Raw genomic sequence first — 18,575 nt, forward strand, 5'->3', positions numbered from 1 at the left:
CCCGCCGGGACCCTGTCCCGCCTGTGGTCGAGCCCGCCGGGACCCCGTCGCCTGATTTCGACAAGCTCAATCATCGGTGGTCGAGTCCGTCGAGACCCCGCACCCCGGCCCTCAGACGACACTGAGATCGTCGAGCAGCGTCGACAACACCGATTCTTCCTCCACTCGTAGGCGCAGTTCATCCATGGCGATGGCGAGTTCGAGGTCCCACGTCGTTTCAGCGACGACACCGGTGAACTCCGACGTCGAGGCACTCGCCTCGCAGGCAGCCCGATAGTCCTTTGCGCGGAAGCGCCACGGTACCCACGGGGCGCTCCGGGCGAGGGTGCGGGCGATCGCCAGCCCGCCCGCATCGAAATCACCGTGGTATCGCAGTGTTGCGCCCCTATTCACCAGGCTGGTGAGAAGACGGAGGACCGCGGCTCCCGGTTGCCCGTTCACACAGACGAGCGGCGAAGCGGCCGGACCGAATCGGTCCGCTGCTGCTGCAACGACCGCCGGGTTCTCGCAGACCGAGACGAGCGGCGGCACCATGCCGACATCATCCACCGCAAGCTGCCGATAGGTGAGGACGGCTGGTTGGCCGGCCACGGCGAGTGCCGCCAGCGCCCGAGCGGTTGGTGAGCCCGTGCCTCCCGGCAACCCGACAGCAAGCACGGTCGACGAGAGTTCGTCCACCACGACGCCGCAGGCCAGCCAGGCCGAGCGCCGCCAGCCTGCTCCGTTCCCGGCGGGCAGGCCAGCAACCGACGCCGCGAGTCCGGTGGCGATCGAACCGAGCGGCGTCCGGGCGTCCAGGGCGTGGGCGTCACCGAACAGACGTGCGGCCAGCACCCCCAGCACCTCGCCCTCGGCCGGGAGCTCACCGGCCAGGGCGGCGAGACGAAGTGCCAACGCATTCGCGGCATCCGCTGTCGTCGTCGCCCGCCGGAGTGCACCCGATCTCAGCGTGCTCTCCACCCAGGAGGTCAGCGCCGGGCGCTCGGCGGCGACGTCCCGGAGGATGTCGGCGACCTGCTGCCAGCTCTCCCGGCCCGCGCGGCGCGCCGCTGGTCCGATGACCGGACCGACGAGGGCCACCACAGCCGATGCCAGCCCGTCGGCCCACGCGTCGCGTCGCAGAGCCTCGTCGAGCTGGTCGAGGGACACCGTCGCCGACGAACCGGACCGGACGGTGCGCCCGACCAACCGAGCCACAGCCATCCGCTCGGCCGTGCTCGCGTTCTGCTTGCTGACCGTGCCTTCGAGCGTTCCCTTCTGGTCGAGCCTGGACCGCATCCGTTCGAGCAGCCAGGCGGTTTCGGGGGTGCCGAGCAGGCGCCGGATTCGTTCGAGTCGATCCGTGTCGGCGCTCACCACAGGCTCCCGGACGCCGCAACAGTGTCGGCGGCGACCGATTCGGCCACTGCGGTTCGCTGTCGACCGTCCCAGCGCCACCGCTGCACATGAACGGCGTCCGCGCCGTCGAAACGGGTCAACTGTGCGATCGACAACCCCGGCACTTCGGCGTAACAGCCCCATTCGCGCTCGCTGGTCATCACCACGTCGAGGTCGAACTCGGCGAGCAGGCCGAGGCAACTGGCCCGGGAGTTGTCGTCGACTCCGGCGAAGGCTTCATCGAGCATGATCATCCGCGGTGCATGCGGGTTCGCCGCCGTCCGGTAGTGAGACGAGGCGGCAGCAAACAAGGGGATGCTCGCGGCAAGTACCCGCTCACCACCCGACGCCGGACCGGTCGCCGGCTTCCAGGCCCCGCCCTGTTGCCGTTCGACGGTGAAACGGTGCCAGCGCCGGTAATCGAGGGCGTCGCTGAGGTGGTCATACCAATTGCCGGCCTCGTCGGCGTCACGCACCTCCGCGATGCGCGCCTGCAGGAATTCTCCGAGCGCCAGCCGGTCGGCTTCGTTCCACACATCGGCGGTGGTCGCGAGCACGCGGCGCGCCTCGGCGAGGCCAGTCGGACCGTCGAGTCGCGGCTTCCAGAGCACCCGCAGGGTCATGCCGGTGCTGGTCGGGCGGGTGCGCAGTTCGTTGTTGAGCTGCACGATCTGCCCGTCGGCTTCGCCGATCAACTCGGACAGCTGGGCACCGACCTCGGTGACCAGATGCGACTGGATGATCTCCCGTTCTTTGGCACTGAGCAACCGCATGTGCTGGTCGATCTGATCGCCCAGCTGGGCGGCGAGTTCCACGAGCAGCATCTCTCGGCCACGGAAGGTCACCACCACCCGCACTCCGTCGTCGCCGGGAATGTACGCCGCTTCGTGTCCGTGGCGGCCGAGCGAGCGCTGCAGATCGGTGAATTCGGAGAACACCTGTGATTGCAGGCGGTTGTAGCGCTCATCGGACGCGTCGATCTCGGGCAGGGCCGCGTCGAGCGCGCGTGCGAACTGCACACCCCGCGTCACGGTCCACTCCCGGTCGTTCGATTCGTCCGGCTCGGTGACGGCAAGATCGGCGACCCGCACCAGGCCGAGGGCCGTGGTGCGCTCCAGTGTGGCAACGGCAGCCACCCGCGCCGATTGGGTGCGTTCCTGGTCGGCACGGATGCCCCGGAGGCGTTCTTCGAGCACCGCCTGTTGCTTCTCGTCGTGTGACTGATCGCGGCCGAGCCCTGCCAGTTGGCCTTTCAGTTCCGTCAAACGCGCGATCACGGTCGCGACCCGTTCCCGGTAACCCTGCACGTCGGCCCCGAGTTGCTCCCGCAATGATTCGGCGTAGCTGCGGAGCCGGGTGACGTCGTCGTGCGCCGTCTCGCATTCCCCGGCAGCGCGTTCATGCTCGCTCTGCGCCTCCGCGAGCCGGCTCACGGAGCGTGCCAGCGAACGTGCAGTGTCGGCGCGGCGCTCGACGGCCCGCCAGAGCTGTCCTGCCTGCCGTTCGTAGTCGCTGACGGCGGCGCCGAGACTGCGAATCGTGGCGGCGTCCGTGGGCAGGTGCAACGACGCGGCGTCAGCGGCGAGGTCGGCGGCAACCTGACCCCTCTGTTCGTGGGCCGCGGCGCTTCGGATTCGAGCGTCGTCCCGGCCGTGCTCTCGGTCCGCGTAGCGATCGGTGGCCTTGGTTGTCTCACGGTCGGCGGCCTCGAGGGCCAGCGGGTGCGGAACCGCAGATTGCTCGCGCTCGACGACACCCTCCCGGGCAGCCATGCGCGCCACGTCCGCGGCCAGCGCGGCCTGACGTTCGACCATCGCCGCGAATTCGGCCTGCGCCTCCCGCAGTCGTCGCTCGCGCTCCGCCGCCCGGGCGCTCTCCCCCACATACCGGGCCGCGGTCTTGGACCACGCGCCGTGGGCGTTGCCCAGGCGATACCGCCCGGTCGTGCTCACCCACACCGCGGCCGACTCCTCGTCGCCGCCATCGTCGGTGCTCCCGTCGGCGAGGGCGATGCCGCGCAACACCGCCTCAATCGTGGCCGCGGTCACCGGCGAGTCCACCGCAGGTTCCGCCACGAGGAGTGAGCTCAGGGTGCGAGCGGATGCCGCGGCATCCGCTGGTCTCAGGATCACCTGGCCGTCGCCCGGTCGGCGCAGATCGCCGTCAGGAAGAACCAGGGCTGTGAGCAGGCCGCTCGCCTCCAGCGCTGCTTCGAGCCCGGCCCGAGATGGGGCGTCGACTTCGGGACGAAAGCTCACGGCCTTCCACAGCGGAACGGTCCCGGGGTGGGTGGCGATGCGCGTGGCAACGCCGGGCGGCTCGACCGACTCACCGTGCTCCAGGGCGGAGATCTCCGCGCCGAGCGCCGCCTGTTGCGCATGGAGAACCTCCAGTTGCTGATGCGCGGCGGCGCGTTGGGCGTGAAGATCGGAGAGCACGCGTTGCGCGTGGATTCGGAGCGCACGCGTCGCCGGGTTTTCGCCCGCACGCACCCGCACCCACTCCGTGAAGATGGCGAACGCGTCGTTCGACACCGCGAGTTCGGTCAACCCTGCAAGCACGATCTCGACCTCGGAGATGTACCCGTCGACGGCGCTCTCGACCGCAGTGTCGGCGGCGGCGCGTTCCGCTGCGGCGTCCGCAAGCCGGGTCTCGGTCTCCGCTTCCCGACGGTCGGCTTCGGCGACGGCGGCTTCGGATCGCTCGAGCGCGGAGATCAGCTCGGTTACCCGCGCGAGTGCCTCCCGGGTGCCAGCAATGCGCGACGTCGTGGCCGTGCGGTCGCTCCTCAGCGCCTGCTCGTCTGTCGGGTCGCCGTGACCTGCCGGGAGGACGGTGAACACATCGTGCTCATGGTCGAGTCGTGCCTCGCGTGCGGCGGAACCGGCCGCGACCGCCGCCTCGCGCACGTGCCTGTCGGCGTCGTCGAATGCCCTCTGGTCATCCCCGGTTTCCTTCTCGCTGCGCCGCAGGGTCGCGGTCGCGTTCGTCAGGGCCTGCTCGGCCGATTCGGCGCGGTCCGCGGCAGTCCGGGCCCCCGCATCTGCCAGCTCGAGCAGTCGCTCGCTCTCGGCGTGGGCGCTATCGCGCAGCGCCTCCCGTTCCGCCTCCAGTGCGGTTCGTTCGTCGCGCAGCAGGCTTGTCTGGGTCGCGAGGCGCCCCAGCGACTGCTGTAGCTCCTCCAGCTCCGCGGTGGTCTCGATCACGGCACGCCCGAACTTGTCGTATTCGGATTGTTCCCGGCGTGGTCCCTCGGCCTGGCGCTTCAGCATCACTCGCGCGTAGCCGCGGTAGTGCTCGAGGAATCCGTGCACGGCTTTTTGGGCGGCGGCCAGCTGCTGCACCTCATCGCGCTCCTCGTCGAGGGAGCGCAATCCGTCGGCCACCGATTTGATCACGGCGTCACCGACGGGCGTGAGCGCGCGGGTCAGCGCCTCGCTCAGCGCGGCCTCGCTCGGCTTCTTCGACAGCTGCGGAGCGCGGATTTGCAGAAGCAGTTCGATCAGTTCCGCGTAGCGGCGTTCGCCGAGCCCGAACAGCGTCGCGTCGACCGCCCGCCGATACTCGCCCTTGGTGTCGTAGACGTGGCCGTTATCGGCCAGAGCTGCGGCCAGCCGGTCCCGACCGAGCGCGAGCCGGTTACCATCGACGAGTTCGAGGTTCTCGCGCACGCGTTGCGAGGTGAGAAAGAACCAGTGCTTGGTTACGCCGCGACCACGAGCGGCCTTCATCCCGGCGCCGATCGTGATGAAGAGCGCCTGGCCGTTCGCATCGATGCGACCGAATTCGAGCCAGCTGTAGCCGAGGCGTTCGTTGTTGGGGTGTTCGTTGCCGAGCAGGAGGTTCCACTCCATGTGCTTCTGCCGGTCGCCGTCAGGTTCGACGCGTTGCGGGGACAGGTCACCGTCGAGCAGAAAGGGAAGCGTCAGGGCGAGCACTTTGGATTTGCCTGCACCGTTGTTGCCGCGCAGGAGCAGACGACCGTCAACGAAGGGGAACTCCTCGTTGTCGTAGTAGAAAAGGTCGACCAGACCAAGTCGCAGCGGTTGCCACCGTTCGCTGGTCGGAACGGGCAGCACCACAGTGTCGGTGTCGTTCGAGAGCTCAGCGGAATGCTCGGCCGTCGGGTCAGCGGTCGGCGGGAATGGTGTGAGGGTCACGGCTTTCGGCCTCCGAGAATCGTGGGTTCGGCAAGTGCGAAGCGGGCGAGAGCGGGCAGCACCCGCACGATGTCGCCGGTGCGAGTGATGAGGCGGAGGGCCGAGAGCCGGCCGAGGGACGTCGCGACCAGGTCGGCTGCGGCATCCGCTTCGAGGGCACTGGCCCGCCAGTACTTGGCGAAGTCGGGCGCGATGGAACGCACGTGGGCGACCAGGCTGGCGACGAAATGCTCTGCGACGCCGGAACGAGCGAGGAACTCGGCGACGAGCAGGGTGACGTGGCCCTCAGTGCCCTTCTCGGGCATCCGCACGTCACTCAGGTCGTCGTCGAGGTCGACCATGGCGATCCCCTCGCGGCGAATCTCGGCAACCAGCCCGGTGAACTCGGTGATGCGGCGGCAGAGGGCCGCCCGCTGGGATCGCAGGTATGCGGACTCCTCGTCATCGAGATCAGCAAAGTACAGCACCGGATCGTCGATCAGGCGCCGGGTGAGCGTGTGCCGGAGGCGGAGGTTGCGCAGCTCCGTTGTGGGGGCGGCGCCACGGTCGCGCATCGCGACCATCCGGTCGTCGAGCGTCTGGGCCGAGATTGTGCTCGGCCCACGCCGCGTGACAAGCAACTGTGACAACACCCTCCGGGACACGTCGTAGAGAGCATCGCCGGTTTTGTGCACGAAGTCCTGCTCATCACCGGCCACCCGCACGAGCACGCCCCATTCGAGTAAGAGCTGCACGGCTGCAACCAGGTCGCTGCGTTCCTCCCGCGTGCTGAGGTCGAAGGAAAAACCGGCCGCGGCGAACTCCGGAGCGGTTCCCGCTGCAATCACCTGCTCGGCGAGACGACCGAGTGCTACCTGCGAATCGCTGCGCTCGAGCACCGAAAGACCAAGCATGAGGAGGACGTAGCGGCGACGCGAAAGGACCGCGCCTCCGCGGCGGGTCGCAAACGGATGCGTCGGATCCGCCACCGTCGCCGGTTCACGTTCGAGGCGCACCACCTCGCTGTCCGCGTGCATCGCCCAACCGGTGTTGATCTCGAACCATTCTTCGAGGTCGCTCGAGTAACGGCGGACGAGGCGATAACGTTCCTCATCGGTCGACCGGATCAACGGGTGGCGCAGCAGTAGCCTCGCCGCCCGCTGGCGGTCGTCGACGCTGGAGACGCTCACCGGGCCCTCGCATAAGTGTCCTCAGGAACGACGTTTTCGGGAACGTCGTTTTCGGGAACGTCGTTTTCGAGAACGTCGACCTCGGGAAGGTCGGCGCCGGAACCGCCTGGTTCCTCGAGGACCAGGGTGAGATCGCTGATCCGCACGAGGTGGTTCGGCCCCCACAGGGTGCCCCGCTCGGTTTCGAGCGCAACCGGTTCGCCGCCGGGTAAAGGAGTCATCTCGATCGTCATGGTGCCGTCAGTGGATGCCGTGCGAACGACGCCATCGTGCGGTCGCCTGGCCACGAGTGCATCACCGAGCAGGCTCAGGAACAGCCCGAAGGCGGTGCTGTCGAGCCCGGCAAGCGCGCTGAGTTCCACCTCGCCGTCTGTGGCCAGGCGGCGCCGGGCGGCCGCGATCTGTTCGGCCTGCTGCCGCACCTGCAGGGCGAGCATGGCGCGGGCGGCGGATCGGTCGATCACCTGGTTCGGTCGTCCCTTGCGTTCATAGCTGCCGGTGCGTCGCAGCTGCGGGGAGATCTCAAGCGGCGGGGAGTCCGCCCAGGGCGCACCGGTCAGGGACGGATCGTCGCTCCAGCGCTGCCAGGTTTCCGGGTCTACCGTGAGATGCCGGGCGGAGTACAGTCCGAACGTTGCGCGTGCCAGCCGGTGTCGGTCCTCGTCGGTGGGAGCCTCCTGAAACCACAGTGCGAGCCGCAGATAGTCGGTTGAGCGATCGGACCGCCCTGAGCGACGCGCGTTGACCGCCTGCACTGCATCAAGCAGCGCAGGGATCGCGGCGAGCGCAGCCATTCTCAGCAACTTCGACTGACTGTTCCGTCCGTCACCAGACAAGAACCAGGCCCGCAATCCCTCCCAGCGGTTGGCCCACACGCCGAAATGGCGCGCCGCTTCAACCGATGAGTCTGGGTCATCCGGGTCCGGTGCTTCCGCCGCCGCGTCGCGATGGGCGAGCGCGCGCAGCGCTCGCTCCACCTGCTCGGCCTCGGCGTTCAGCAGTAAGGTTGCGATCTGCGGACCCCGCACGGCGAGATCTTGGATGAACCGATCGAGATAGTCGACCAGGCGCGACTTGTACGCCACGAAGGCGTCTTCATCGGTGTCGGTCAGGTCGATCGTTCGCTGCAACGACCCCATGAAGGCGCTGGCGTTGTCGGCGAGCTCGGTGAACCGTGCGGTGAGCGCGGTGAGGCTCTGATGCAGCAGCCCGAGGTCGAGCGGGTCGGCGTCGATCAAGGTCAGGAATTGCCGCAGAGTCACCGTGATGTCCTCGAGCGCGACCGCCTGAAGAGCGCCGCGCCGCCCGAGCATGTCGTCGAAACGCTCCAGCGCGCGTTCGGCGGCCTCGCCCGGTTGACTCAGCTGGAACAGGTGCCGCTTACGATAGAAGTCCTCGACCTGCATGACGCGGCTGGTGTCAGGGGACGCGCCGAGGTTGCCCCAGCCGACCAGTGAATCAAGCGCGTCCGTGACCGTTTCAATCGTGAGGGTGTCGGGGACGGCGCTCACGTCTGAGGGGAGACGACGGAGTTCGGCGAGCACATCATCCGGGCGCAGATGCACTTGGAAACGTTCCTTCGCTTTGACGAAGACACCCAGCACCCGGCGGTAGGCGTCGGCGTTCGGCGCGTTCAGATGGCTGAACACGCTGAAGGATGTTGGCACCGGCTGCGAAGTCACACTTCTTGTCTAGCAGGTGCCGCCGACTTTCGCGCTCACTCTTCCAGACCCCGCTGTCGGCCGGGCCTGTGCCAATCCGCTCTCACTGAGTTCACTCCGCGCAGACGTTCTCCACACGCGCACGCCCTGTCTGCCGGGCAGCTTTCCTTCTCAAATCCTTGCCGAAATGGTGACGATAGTGACACCGCAATTCATGCCTTCGATTCCGAGCATCGTCGTGAAGATGCGCGATGGTCCTCACAACGTCGACTTCGAAGACCTACTCACAGTCTGCGCGAAGTACTTGCGCACCATGCAAACAAGGCACAAGTCACGCGGTTTTCAAGACACCCTGGGCGGGCGATCCCCGCGTGAACATTCACGACGATCACGGCAAAGCAGAGGCCCACGGCGTGCGACAAGTATGGCGATCGAGACCCCCATCCCGAAGCCCAATCGCCGACGAATACTTACGCGTCAACGCGTCCCGCGATCGAAATGGCGGGAATCAGCTGGAATCCTTCCGCCGCCGCGGCCACTCGAAGCTGGTCGTCGAAGGCCGCGAAGCTGCGGCAATCCGGCTCGATCTCGCGTGCCGTTCGGGCGGAGGCCAGTTGTACGGCGTCGTACGCGCGCAAGCCATAAGACTCCACGAGAGTCGCGGCATCGTCGAGAATCGCGGAGGAGATCCGAAGCGGAACCAGCGGCCCGTCCGCTCCGAAGAGGTCGTTCTCAAACGCCCGCACGAGCACGTGGGCGTCGCGCTGTGTCAGCGCGTTCATCCGAATCTTCCGCCACAGCACTGCCGGCACTTCAACCCGGCAGAGCTGGCTGACCTGCATCGCCTCCAGGGAGCGGATGATCTCGCTCCCCTCTTCATCGGCATACAGTTTCACAATTGCTGAGGTGACGGCAAAGGCGATCATTCCCGTAGGCCGGTGACGACGTCAGACAGGGCGATGCCTTCTCCTGCGGCCGCCCGGGCCCGCGCGAAGTCTGTTTTGCTCGGGCGTGGCCCCGTGGGCGCGCCCTCGGCCAGCATCCCGGCGGCCCGCAATCGATTGCGCAGGCGCAGGACCAGCGGATCGCTCTCATCGCTCTCCGTCGCCAGGGTGAGAACGCGCGACAGGAACGCATTCATGCTCACACCCTCCGCGGCAGCAAGATGCTGAACGCGCTCGATCAACGCCTCTGGCGCTCTCCAGGTGACTTGTCCCATGGCAGCGATTCTAGCCGCGTGCAGGCGTGCCTGCACGGGAGAGTGCTGCCTGGGCTTGGTCCATCCGCCGCGCATCTGTCACTGAATCTTCTATCCCGTGATCAACGCCTCCCCTTTCTCTTCGTCGGCCACTCCGGTCGAACGGTGAACACGTCGAGGCGGCGCTCCAGAACGCTCCCGACGGGAATGGGTGCCGCCAGCGCCATGAGGTCGTCGACGAGGTCGGCCACGGGGCTGGTGCAGCAGCTACACCAGCCGTCGGCGTCAAAATTCGCCTGCAGCGCCAGTTCATAGCTGCTCTTCGTCAACCCGGCGACCTCCTGTACCCGAGCCGTTGTCGTCGTGCCGTGAGAGTTCATTCCCGAGAACGACCGCCCACATCCGCACGCGCCATACGGGTAGCGTCTGCCTGCCGCGCACGGTGCAAGCGTCCAGACGAGCTCCCCCTCGATGCAGCTGTTGAAATCACTCGAGCGCCCGCCCTGCGTCGCCCTGGTGGCCACAAAAACCTTCATAGTCTTTCTCCTTGTTCTCGGCACGAGCGTCAGTGAGTAGATACGGAGGACGCTAGCGGCAGCCCCCGACATCGCGGCTATCAGGTGGGATTCAGGCGACGTGTGTTTGTCACGAATGCGGGAACAGACGAATTCATCGCATCCTCTCGACTTGCCTTACGCCGTATGGTAGCGTGGCGGCAGAACCTTACACCGTATGGTGTCGAGGAAATGCCCGGGGCCGACAGGAAGAGACCAAGCACCATGACCGACTGGACCACCGCCCACCTGCCCGACCTCGCCGGCAAGACCATCATCGTCACCGGCGCGAGCAGCGGCATCGGCCTCGAGACCGCCCGCGCCTTCGCCGCGCACCGTGCGCACGTCGTGCTCGCCGTCCGCGACGAGACGAAGGGACGGGCCGCCGCCGCCACGATCTGCGGCGACACCGAAGTGCGCCGCCTCGACCTGGCCGACCTCGCATCCGTGCGACGGTTCGCCGCAGACTGGAACGTCGACATCCACGTGCTCGTCAACAACGCCGGAGTGATGCTGCCGCCGTTCGGGCACACGACCGACGGCTTCGAACTGCAGTTCGGCACCAACCATCTCGGCCACTTCGCCCTGACCAATCTGCTTCTGCCCCACATCACTGGCCGGGTCGTGACGGTCGCCAGCAGCGCGCACCGCTCCGGTCACCTCGACTTCGACGACCTCAACTTCGCCGACCGCCCCTACCGCAGTGGGTCCGCCGGCTACGGCCAGTCCAAGCTCGCGAACCTCCTGTTCACCCTCGAACTGCAACGCCGCCTCGAGGCGAGCGGCAGGCCCGTGATCGCGACGGCTGCCCACCCGGGCATGGCCGCGACCAACCTCAACTCCAGTTCCACCAATGCGCTGCTCAGGGTGGTCGGGGCCGTCGCGGTGCGCCTCCTCGCCCAGAACGCCGCGGCCGGGGCCGAGCCGACCCTGTTCGCCGCGACCGCGGAGATCCCCGGCGGCAGCTATGCCGGCCCGAGCCGCCGCCGCGAAATGGCCGGGCCACCCACGCTGGTGAGCCGCTCGGCCGCCGCCGGTGACGCCGGCGACGCCGCCCGGCTGTGGACAATGTCGGAGGAGCTCACCGGCATCCGCTACCCGTTGCCGACCGCTGCCACACGGCTCGAGACAACACGGCTCGAAACACCACAGGGAGGCAAGTGAGATGACCAAGTCAACGGATGCGGCGAGCCACGAGACCACGCGACCGACCACCCCAACAGCCCCAACCACCCCGACCATGCGGGCGATCGTGCACCACGCCTACGGCACCGCCGACGTGCTGCATCTGGAGCACATCGAGCGGCCGGCCATCACGCCCGACGAGGTGCTGATCCGGGTGCGGGCGGCCGGCGTCAACCACGCCGACTGGGTCTACACGAGCGGCCGACCGCTGATCGCGCGCTTGGCGTTCGGGCTTCGAAAGCCGAAGCAGCCCGTTCGTGGGCGGGACGTCGCGGGCGTGGTCGAGGCGGTCGGCGCGAACGTGACCCGGTTCAGACCGAATGATGCGGTGTTCGGCGAGGTCGACGCGGGCAGTTTCGCCGAGTACACGGCGGCCCCAGAGAACCAGCTGGCCCTGAAACCGGCCACCCTCACCTTCGAGCAGGCCGCCGTCGTGCCGGTGTCGGCGCGCACCGCGCTGCAGGGACTTCGCGACACCGGCAGGCTGCGGTCCGGGCAGAGCGTATTGATCAACGGCGCATCCGGTGGGGTGGGCACCTTCGCCGTGCAGATCGCCAAGGCGCTCGGCGCCGAGGTCACCGGCGTCTGCAGCCGCCGTAACGCCGAACTGGTGCGTTCCCTCGGCGCCGACCAGGTGATCGACTACACCCGCGAGGACTTCACCCGCAGCGGGCGCCGCTACGACCTGATCCTCGACTCGATCGGCAACCACTCGCTGATCGACCTCCGCCGGGCCATCACCCCGACGGGCACCCTCGTGCTCTCCAGCGGCACCGGCGGCCGGGTGCTCGGACCGATGGGTCGCATCATCAGGGCGCGCCTGACGTCGCTGTTCGTCGGCCAGACCCTGACCACCGGCATGCTCGCCCGTAGCACGGAGACGCTCGACGAGCTGCGCGAGCTCATCGATTCCGGGGCGGTGACGCCGGTGCTCGAGAGAACCTACCCGCTGAGTGAAACGGCGGATGCCCTCCGCCACTTCACCGAGGCACACGCCCGGGCGAAGATCGCGATTACGGTCTCCTCCTCCGCCGACGCGGCCGAGTAGTCACCGACCTCATCACTCAGCGTCGGATTGGCCTGGGTGAACGCGCCGTGTGCGCACGGTCCGGGCGATCGCATTGACCGTGTCGAGAAGGGGGGGAGAGTTCTCGTGCCCATCGGTCGAATCATCGGGGCCTCTGCGTGGTCGATGTTTGTCGAACAGACACTCCGCCCGCTGGTGGCCACGGCAAGCCCCGCTGATCGTGACGTGCTGCGGGAGCACATCGAGGCCGGCAGAGTCACCCGGCGATCGAGCGCACCTACCCGCTCGCCGAGACCGCACCGGCGGTGAGCCATCTCATCGAGCACCACGCCCGGGGCAAGGTCGCCCTCTCGGTGTGACGTCTCGCCGCCGGACTTGCCCGCAGAGTACCAGCGTCACGCCCGTCCTCCCCTCCCCCGGTGAGCGCCGCGTTGCGGGGGTGGGGCGCCGCGCTGCGCGCCAACTGCGCCGCTGCGCGCCAGGCATGCCGGGCGCGCAGCGGCTCACCTGGCGCGCTACGACGCATCCTCGCGCCCAGTCGCACCGAATAGCCCTGAACGGCCCCGCGACCTGCCACACTCCTGGACATGTACAACGTCGACCTGATCTGGTCCTTCCTGATGATCGCCATCGTGATCGCCTTCGTGCTCGGATTCGGACTGCTGCTCTTCTGGATCTTCCGGGTCGCCGTGGCGGGCGGGATGCGCGATCACTACACCTGGGTGGAGGAGAATCACCCGACCGCGCCGCAGACCTGACGCCCGTTGCCCTGAATCTACGATGGAATCCCTCTGGTACGCATCACCCAGAACACGACGGAATTCGCGATGGCCGCGGCGTCGACCGTCGCGTCACTGCTGCCGGGCCTCCGGGCGGCAAGGGTGGTTCATGCGGCGGAGTCGCTAGAACTTCGCGACCCGCTCGGCCCCAGATAGCTCTCCAATGCATCGGCGATGACGGCAGCATCCCGGGGGAAGCCGACGAAATTGCCCGAGGAGCGGCGAATCAGCCAGCGCAGGCCCACAAACCAGACCCCGGGAGCCGGCGAGGCTGGCCCTCGGCGCAACGGTAGCCCGTGAGGGTCAGTCAGGTCCTCCCCGAGCCAGTGGAAGTCGCCCGCGTACCCGGTGCACCAGATGACGCTGCCAATCTCCGCGCGCCGAGCGACAGTTCCCGCGGTGGCTCCAGTACGAGGCGTGGTCTCCGAGGTTCCGGTGCCGGTACCGGTTCCGGGGCCATCACACCGTGATCCTCTGGGCGCTCCCGACGGCCAGAACGGCCCCGCCCGGCAGATCACCGGGATTCGTGTAGGTCGCCGCATGACGCTGTACGATCCGGTCGGGCAACAAGGCCGCCCATTACGGGGTGCGGCGAACATTCTCCCCCCGCCACTGGAGACCACAACACTACGAGCCTCGATGGGACCGTCGCTCGTGCCCAGAATCCAGCGTTCGCCGGCCCGGGTCAGACCGTGAACGGTGAGCCCGGTGCGAAGCGGCGCCGTGGATGCCAACACCTCGAGACGCTCAACGACCTCGCCCGCGGTCAGGTATGTGTTGGGCTTCTGCTCCCCCAACATCAGATTCATGAACCCGGGGTTGTTGACACGCAGCGAGTCCCAGCGCTGGGTGCGCCACGACTCATCCACTCTGGCCCGCTCCACGACGACGTGGTCGATGCCGCGTCCCGTCAGCTCAGCACCCGCGGCGAGCCCGGCCGGGCCTGCCCCGACCACCACACAATCGGGGACCATCTCGCACCTGTATCTTTCTGGATGCCGTACTCCCCGTTTGGCAGGATATTACCGAGTCTCCTGATTGCGAAGGCCCAACCGCGAAGGCCCGACCGCGACCTGAGAAGATAAGACCATCATGAAGACCCTCCTGAACATCATCTGGTTCGTTTTCTCGGGCTTCTGGCTGTTTCTCGGCTACATGTTCGCGGCGCTCATCATGTGCGTGCTCATCGTCACCATCCCCTGGGGAATCGCGGCGGCGCGGATCGGCGTCTACGCGCTCTGGCCGTTCGGGAAGATCGTGGTTCCCACGCCGAACGCCGGCGTCGGGTCGTTCCTCGGCAACGTCGTCTGGGTGGTGCTGGCCGGCTGGTGGATCGCCCTCGAGCACCTGATCTCGGGCATTGCGCTCTGCATCACGATCATCGGCATCCCGTTCGGGATTGCCAACTTCAAGCTGATCCAGGTCGCGCTCATGCCGCTCGGCAAGCAAATCGTCGACCTGCCCTAAGCGATCACCGAAGCCTTGCCGCGATCCGGTGCCGCCCGCGACCCTCCGAGCCCGCGCGGCCGTGGCCCGCGGAGCCGTGGCCCGCGGAGCCGTGGAGGCCGGCCGCGGCGACGCTTGGTATCGTTGGGAGGGACTCGATGGTCGCGTGGTATCCGTTGATGAATTCGGCGAGTCCGCTAGCGGCCCTGATTGCTGCGCTGCCGCGGCATCCACCTCGATGAGGTCACCGCCGCCGCGCCGGAAACCCTCACCGGCACCTCGCCACGCCGCAGAGCTCCCCCGAACTCGTCACCAACCAAGGACGCACCTCATGACCGCTCTCTCCCCCGAAACCGCCGGCGTCGCCCGCCAGATCGACCACACCCTGCTCACGCCCGAGGCCACCGCCGCAGACGTGACGGCCCTCATCATCGAGGCCATCAGGCTCGGCACCTACTCCGTCTGTGTCTCGCCGTCGATGCTGCCGCTCACGATCCCCGCCGACGCCGACCTCAAGGTCGCGGCCGTCTGCGGCTTCCCCAGCGGCAAGCACCACAGCGTCATCAAGGCCGCCGAGGCCGCGCTCGCCATCGAGCAGGGCGCCGACGAGATCGACATGGTCATCGACATCGGTGCGGCTGAGGCCGGCCGCTTCGGCGACGTTCAGGCCGACATCGCCGCCGTGCGCGCGAGCATCCCGGCACCGAAGGTGCTCAAGGTCATCATCGAATCCGCAGCGTTGACGGATGCCGAGATAATCGCCGTGTGCCAGGCCGCCGTGGCCGCGGGCGCCGACTTCGTCAAGACCTCCACCGGCTTCCACCCCGCCGGCGGGGCGACCGTGCACGCCGTGCGCCTGATGAAGCGGACCGTGGGCGACCGAGCCCAGGTGAAGGCGTCGGGCGGCGTGCGCAGCTACGATGAGGCCCTCGTCATGCTCGACGCCGGTGCGACTCGCCTCGGCGTCTCCGGCAGCGCCGCACTGCTCAGCGGCGCCACACCCCCGGTGCTGACCGGCGCTTACTGACCGGCGGCGCCGGCGCCGCCCGCCGGCGCTGGGCGATCGATCACCCCGCCGAAACGTCGATCAGCACCTTCCCGATCGCTTCGCTCTCGACCAGCGCATCGGCGGCCGCCGTGTGCGCGAGGTCGGTGCGCTCCAGGGCCGGCCCCGCCACCTCCCCACCGCGAGGGGGCGCCCCGATCAAGTACATGCCGATAGGCTCAGCCTGTATCTAGGCTTGGGGGAGCGCATGTCGGCAGGCGGATCGGCATGGAGCGAAGCGACGCGTCAACTGGCGCTCTCAGAAGCGCACGCACTCGCCGCTGAATCCTCGCGGGCCAAGGCCGCCAACTACTTCGCCGCCGCCGACAGCGAGAAACGCATCGCCCACGTTCTCGCCCCTCTCGCTGCGGCTGGCTACCACTTCCTGCCCGATCGTCAGTGGCCTGGCAGCCGTCGCGCTCAGGTCGACATGGTCGTCGTCGGGCCGGGCGGCCTGTTCATCGTGGACACCAAGGCATGGAAGGACCCGATCATCGCGGCGGGCCGGGTGTTCCGCGGGCAAGCCGATGTCACCGACGAGTTCGACGGTCTGGCCGACCTCGCCTGGAAGACGGAGGCGGCTCTGGCCGAGATCGGCCTCGCCCCGGGCGAAGTGCGACCCGTTGTCGTTTTCGCCGGGCACAAGGGCGTCAACGCGTCGGTCGGCGGAGTCGAGATTGTCGGAGAAGGTGACATCGTGCGCCACATCGCCCGCCGCGGGCAGCGACTCACCACCTCTGCCGTCGAGCAGGTGTTGGCCGCCGCGATCACATACTTCCCCTTGATCGGCGCGCCGGCACCGCTCGATGTGACCCTGCCCGAACCGATCATCGGCCCGGAACCGGCTCTCGATCTGGACCATCTCCCGAGCGAGAGCGACATCGAGGCCGCGATCCTCGAAGGCCTCCTTGCGCCTCCGATCGAGGAGTGGATGACGTTCCTGCATCCCGACCAGGCCAAGTTGGTGCGCCGCAGTTTCAACGGGCCCTCTCGCATCCGCGGGGCTGCCGGCACCGGCAAAACCGTCGTGGGGCTGCACCGTGCCGCCTACCTGGCACGGTCACAGGCGAACGCCCGCGTGCTCGTGACCACTTACGTGCGCACGCTGCCCGACGTGCTGAGCAACCTGCTCGGCCGCATGGCCCCGGATGTCGCGGGTCGCGTGGAATTCAGCGGCGTGCACCAATTCGCCCGCAGGGTGCTCGACGAGCGCGGCATCGACGTGCGCGTCAACACCAAGCAGGCCGATCTGTCATTCGACGAGGCCTGGAAGCAGACCTGCGGCCCGCTGACGAAAATCGACACGAATTCCCGTTACTGGCGGGAGGAACTCGACCACGTGATCAAGGGCCGCGGTCTGACCACCTTCGACGAGTACGCCGACTGTGCCCGCATCGGCCGGCGCCGCCGCCTCACCCTCGACCAGCGCCGCTCGGTCTGGGCGCTCTACCAACGCTACGAATCGCTGCTGCGCACTCGCGAGGTGCACGACTACGCCGACCTGATCCTGCTCGCCGAAGCGGCTCTGCGCGCCAAACCGATGGTCGGATACACAGCCGTCATCGTCGACGAGGCTCAGGACCTGTCGTGCGCAATGATCCGCATGCTCGCCACCGTGGCCGGTGACGGCGCGGATGCCTTCACCCTGATCGGCGACGGCCAACAGACCATCTACCCCGGCGGCTACACCCTCGCCGAGGCCGGCCTCTCTGTCGCCGGCCGCGGAGTCATCATGGACGTGAACTACCGCAACACCGCCGAGATCCTCGCCCTGGCGGCCCGCGTCGTCGACGGGGGCAGCTACGTCGACATTGAAGGCACCGCAGCCAGCGCCGCCGCGATCACCTCGCCGCGACACGGCGAACGTCCCCTCTTCGCCCAGGCGCGCACCCGAACCGAGCACGACGGCAAACTGGTGCAGCACATCCGCCGGGCCACGCAAAGCGTGAGTGTGGGCTGGGGTGACGTGGGTGTGCTCTGCTCCACCACTTGGCAGGTGCGTGACGCGGTGACGCTGCTCCGCACCGCGGGAATTCCCGTGGTCGAACTCACCGATTACGACGGTAGGCCAACGGATGCCGTGAAGGTCGGCACGATCAAGCGCGCCAAGGGGCTGGAGTTCAAGCAGGTGCTGCTGCCCTGGATCACCGAGCGCCTGATGTCCCCGGGCGTCATCGGAGAGGGGTGGACCGATTCCCAGATCGAACGCGACGAGCGCGACCGCCGCGAACTGTTCGTGGGTATCACCCGAGCTCGCGACGGCGTCTGGGTCGGCTGCATCACGGCGCAGGGATCGTCTGCGTGACCCGCCCAATCCCCAGCTGAATCCCGCGCTACTCGTACACGTCCCGGCGATGGCCGACGGTGACGACGACCACCACAAGGATGTCGTTGCGGATGGTGTAGATAATCCGATAGTTGCCCACCCGCACGCGATAGCCGTTCCGTCCGTGCAACGCTCTCGCCCCGGGCGGGCGAGGGTCTTCGCCCAGCAGGGCGATGGCGCCTTGTACCCGGCCGCGATCCTGCGGATCGATGCGCCGCAAAGCTTTGACCGCTGCCGGGCGCACTTCGATCCGGTACTTGCTCACGTCCAGCCGAGGTCCGCTTTGACCTGCTCCCAGGGAATGTTGTCGCCTTCGTCGGCCATCGCCGCATCAAACGCCGCGACATCCTCAGCATCCTCAAGCGCTTCTTGCATGCGCGCATATTGCTCGGGGCTCACCAGCACGGCAGCGACCTTCCCGCGACGCTCCAGGAAGACGGCTTCTGAGCGGGCCTGGGCGATCAACTCGGGTAGGCGCGCCCTGGCGTCGGTGACACTTGACTTCGACATGCCGCAAATGTACATCAACGTGATCGCGATGTACATGTGCAGTGTCGGTCTGCAGCTGACAGCCGTCCACCCGCTTGCGGGAGCACCCATCGCGGATGCGCGAACCCTTGGGTTTGCCCGCGACGGTCAACTGAGTAT

At 67.8% G+C, this 18,575-nt stretch carries 17 protein-coding genes; 6 read left to right on the forward strand and 11 right to left on the reverse strand.

Annotated elements, in window-relative coordinates:
* Window positions 1-111: 111 nt before the first annotated feature.
* The 7 genes from E3O19_RS06280 to E3O19_RS06315 all read right to left on the reverse strand — a co-directional run bounded on the left by E3O19_RS06280 (window position 112) and on the right by E3O19_RS06315 (window position 10,101).
* Complete coding sequence (locus E3O19_RS06280) at window positions 112-1,356, reverse strand: TIGR02679 family protein (RefSeq protein ID WP_198413871.1); 1,245 nt, start codon at window positions 1,354-1,356, stop codon at window positions 112-114.
* Window positions 1,353-5,537, reverse strand: coding sequence for a TIGR02680 family protein (locus E3O19_RS06285; protein ID WP_134566245.1), 4,185 nt, complete (start codon window positions 5,535-5,537; stop codon window positions 1,353-1,355). The genes E3O19_RS06280 and E3O19_RS06285 overlap by 4 nt, the downstream gene beginning before the upstream one ends.
* Complete coding sequence (locus E3O19_RS06290) at window positions 5,534-6,706, reverse strand: TIGR02678 family protein (RefSeq protein WP_134566247.1); 1,173 nt, start codon at window positions 6,704-6,706, stop codon at window positions 5,534-5,536. Before E3O19_RS06290 ends, E3O19_RS06285 begins: the two co-directional genes overlap by 4 nt.
* Window positions 6,703-8,388 (reverse strand): TIGR02677 family protein, encoded by a 1,686-nt coding sequence (locus E3O19_RS06295; protein ID WP_134566249.1) that lies wholly within the window; start codon window positions 8,386-8,388, stop codon window positions 6,703-6,705. The genes E3O19_RS06290 and E3O19_RS06295 overlap by 4 nt, the downstream gene beginning before the upstream one ends.
* Window positions 8,389-8,837: 449 nt before the next feature.
* Window positions 8,838-9,293 (reverse strand): type II toxin-antitoxin system VapC family toxin, encoded by a 456-nt coding sequence (locus E3O19_RS06305; protein ID WP_134566251.1) that lies wholly within the window; start codon window positions 9,291-9,293, stop codon window positions 8,838-8,840.
* Window positions 9,290-9,586, reverse strand: a complete 297-nt coding sequence (locus E3O19_RS06310) for a transcriptional regulator (protein ID WP_134566253.1) — start codon at window positions 9,584-9,586, stop codon at window positions 9,290-9,292. The genes E3O19_RS06305 and E3O19_RS06310 overlap by 4 nt, the downstream gene beginning before the upstream one ends.
* A gap of 101 nt (window positions 9,587-9,687) precedes the next feature.
* Window positions 9,688-10,101 (reverse strand): DUF7715 family protein, encoded by a 414-nt coding sequence (locus E3O19_RS06315; RefSeq protein ID WP_134566255.1) that lies wholly within the window; start codon window positions 10,099-10,101, stop codon window positions 9,688-9,690.
* 243 nt (window positions 10,102-10,344) lie between these two features.
* Here E3O19_RS06315 and E3O19_RS06320 point away from each other — a divergent pair, with 243 nt between their 5' ends.
* The 3 genes from E3O19_RS06320 to E3O19_RS17750 all read left to right on the forward strand — a co-directional run bounded on the left by E3O19_RS06320 (window position 10,345) and on the right by E3O19_RS17750 (window position 13,089).
* Complete coding sequence (locus tag E3O19_RS06320) at window positions 10,345-11,283, forward strand: oxidoreductase (protein ID WP_134566257.1); 939 nt, start codon at window positions 10,345-10,347, stop codon at window positions 11,281-11,283.
* A 1-nt stretch (window position 11,284) separates the two neighbouring features.
* A complete protein-coding gene (locus tag E3O19_RS06325; protein ID WP_241981235.1) occupies window positions 11,285-12,352 on the forward strand; it encodes an NAD(P)-dependent alcohol dehydrogenase in 1,068 nt (355 codons plus the stop codon).
* Between the two features lie 566 nt (window positions 12,353-12,918).
* Window positions 12,919-13,089, forward strand: a complete 171-nt coding sequence (locus E3O19_RS17750; RefSeq protein WP_166804499.1) for a hypothetical protein — start codon at window positions 12,919-12,921, stop codon at window positions 13,087-13,089.
* Window positions 13,090-13,217: 128 nt separating this feature from the next.
* On the opposite strand, the gene E3O19_RS18810 is transcribed toward E3O19_RS17750, so the two are convergent.
* Window positions 13,218-14,084: an NAD(P)-binding domain-containing protein gene (locus E3O19_RS18810; RefSeq protein WP_134566259.1), complete on the reverse strand. Its 867-nt coding sequence runs from the start codon at window positions 14,082-14,084 to the stop codon at window positions 13,218-13,220.
* 118 nt (window positions 14,085-14,202) lie between these two features.
* Here E3O19_RS18810 and E3O19_RS06335 point away from each other — a divergent pair, with 118 nt between their 5' ends.
* Complete coding sequence (locus E3O19_RS06335; protein WP_134566261.1) at window positions 14,203-14,577, forward strand: YccF domain-containing protein; 375 nt, start codon at window positions 14,203-14,205, stop codon at window positions 14,575-14,577.
* Window positions 14,578-14,887: 310 nt separating this feature from the next.
* The gene (deoC, locus tag E3O19_RS06340; RefSeq protein ID WP_134566263.1) at window positions 14,888-15,583 is read left to right on the forward strand and encodes a deoxyribose-phosphate aldolase; all 696 of its coding nucleotides are present in this window, start codon (window positions 14,888-14,890) and stop codon (window positions 15,581-15,583) included.
* 40 nt (window positions 15,584-15,623) lie between these two features.
* Here the strand turns inward: deoC and E3O19_RS17755 are convergent, their stop codons facing one another.
* Window positions 15,624-15,770: a hypothetical protein gene (locus E3O19_RS17755; RefSeq protein ID WP_166804500.1), complete on the reverse strand. Its 147-nt coding sequence runs from the start codon at window positions 15,768-15,770 to the stop codon at window positions 15,624-15,626.
* Window positions 15,771-15,809: 39 nt separating this feature from the next.
* On the opposite strand from E3O19_RS17755, the gene E3O19_RS06345 reads away from it, so the two are divergent.
* Complete coding sequence (locus tag E3O19_RS06345) at window positions 15,810-17,906, forward strand: nuclease-related domain-containing DEAD/DEAH box helicase (protein WP_134566265.1); 2,097 nt, start codon at window positions 15,810-15,812, stop codon at window positions 17,904-17,906.
* A 28-nt stretch (window positions 17,907-17,934) separates the two neighbouring features.
* Here E3O19_RS06345 and E3O19_RS06350 read toward each other — a convergent pair whose 3' ends face one another.
* Window positions 17,935-18,192, reverse strand: a complete 258-nt coding sequence (locus tag E3O19_RS06350) for a type II toxin-antitoxin system RelE family toxin (RefSeq protein ID WP_134566267.1) — start codon at window positions 18,190-18,192, stop codon at window positions 17,935-17,937.
* Window positions 18,189-18,473 (reverse strand): type II toxin-antitoxin system Phd/YefM family antitoxin, encoded by a 285-nt coding sequence (locus tag E3O19_RS06355; RefSeq protein WP_241981236.1) that lies wholly within the window; start codon window positions 18,471-18,473, stop codon window positions 18,189-18,191. The genes E3O19_RS06350 and E3O19_RS06355 overlap by 4 nt, the downstream gene beginning before the upstream one ends.
* Window positions 18,474-18,575: the final 102 nt, after the last annotated feature.

It is taken from the genome of Cryobacterium algoritolerans, from assembly GCF_004402785.1.
GTDB lineage: Bacteria > Actinomycetota > Actinomycetes > Actinomycetales > Microbacteriaceae > Cryobacterium > Cryobacterium algoritolerans.